The organism is Aeromicrobium sp., from assembly GCF_032084975.1.
In the GTDB taxonomy this organism is placed as follows: domain Bacteria; phylum Actinomycetota; class Actinomycetes; order Propionibacteriales; family Nocardioidaceae; genus Aeromicrobium.
Genome location: NZ_DAMDLR010000084.1, coordinates 8,877 through 10,525, shown reverse-complemented (window position 1 = coordinate 10,525; position 1,649 = coordinate 8,877). Strand labels below are relative to the sequence as shown.

The window sequence follows — 1,649 nt, the reverse complement described above, 5'->3', positions numbered from 1 at the left end:
CCGGCTCGTCGACGCGGGTGATGCCGGCGACGCTGGCGGTGCCCGGGATGACGCAGACCTGGTCGGCCGAGTAGCGCGCGTCATGCGCCTGCCACAGCGAGTCCGAGCGCCACCAGCGGCGCACGTCGGCGTCGATGACGGGCACGAAGTTGACGGGCTTGCCGGCGCGGCGGCACACCTCGACGAAGAACGCCTCGTCGGCGGGGTGCAGCGTCACGCCCCGGGCATCGGGGTACGCCTCGATCAGGCGAGCCAGGGCGGCGGGGCCGTCCTCGACCTCGTCCGCGGTGCCGAAGAGGGTCGCGATCTCGCCGCGGTCCTGCTCGGCGAGACGCGCCTCGGCCCGCTGCAGCATTGCGTGGAAGCGATCGCGCAGCGAGACGTCGAGCCACGCGGCCGAGCCGTCGGCGGCGGTGCCGGACAGCTCGACGAAGCGGCCCAGCCACTGGGCGTACGTCATGGTCGCGACGTCGCCGAAGTACGGCTTCGCCGTGCGGTCGAGCGCCTCGACGATCTCGTCGCGACGCTCGGCGACGGCCTCGGCGTCACCGGCGACCTCGTCGAGGAGGCGCCCCGTGCGCGAGGCGGTGTTGTCGATCTCGTGGATGTCGGCGCCCAGCTGGCTGCGGCCCGACGCCATGCCGTTCTTGGCGGTGCCGGCGCCGACCCAGGCGCCCGTGCCGCGGGTGTCGACGAGGAGGTGCTTGACCTCGGGAGCCGTGGTGGCCTCCAGCGTGGCCATGGCGGCCGTCCCGACCAGGATGCCGTCGACCGGCATGTCGGGGAAGCCGTGGCGCTGGGCCCACGTGCCGTTCAGCCAGGCGGAGGCCGCCTCGGGGGTGCCGATGCCGCCGCCGACGCAGAGCACGACGTTGGACTGGGCGCGCAGCTCGCCGTACGTGGCGATGATGAGGTCGTCGAGGTCCTCCCACGAGTGGTGGCCACCCGCGCGGCCACCCTCGACCTGAACGATCACGGTGCGGTCGACCTGCTTGGCGATCGCGAGGACCTCGCGGATCTGGCGGACCGTACCCGGCTTGAACACGACGTGCTCGATGCCGGCCTCGGTCAGCTCGTCGACGAGGGCGACGGCCTCGTCGAGCTCGGGGATGCCCGCGGTGACGATCACGGCGTCGATCGCGGCCCCCGCGGCGCGAGCGCGCTGCACGAGGCGGTTCTGGCCCAGCTGCAAGCGCCACAGGTACGGGTCGAGGAACAGGGAGTTGAACTGGAACGTCGCACCCTCGTCGAGCAGGTCCCCCAGCTCGGCGATGCGCGCGTCGAAGATCTCCTCGGTGACCTGGCCCCCGCCGGCGAGCTCGGCCCAGAAGCCCGCGTTGGCCGCGGCGGCCACGATGGGCGCGTCGACGGTCGTGGGGGTCATCCCGGCGAGCAGGATCGGCGACTTGCCGGTCGCCCGGGTGAAGAGGGTCTCGACGGTGGTGGAGCCGTCGGGCAGGGTCGCGAGGCGCGGGGCGAAGCTCGACCAGGCCTGCGGGCGCGCGGGACGCGCGCCGGTGATCGTCAGCTCACGGTGACCGCGGCGGGTGGTGGGGGCGACGATGCCGACGCCGCGCACCCGGGTCTCGGGAGCGGACAGGCGCGAGGCCAGGTCGGCCAGCCACTGGTCACCACGGCGCCACTGGTGG

The 1,649-nt window shown here is 73.7% G+C and carries 1 protein-coding gene; it reads right to left on the bottom strand.

Annotated features, from left to right (window positions below; all coding sequences use genetic code 11):
- A partial coding sequence (locus RT323_RS14395) for a fatty acid synthase subunit beta domain-containing protein (protein WP_313409689.1) occupies positions 1-1,649 on the bottom strand: 1,649 nt, incomplete at both ends.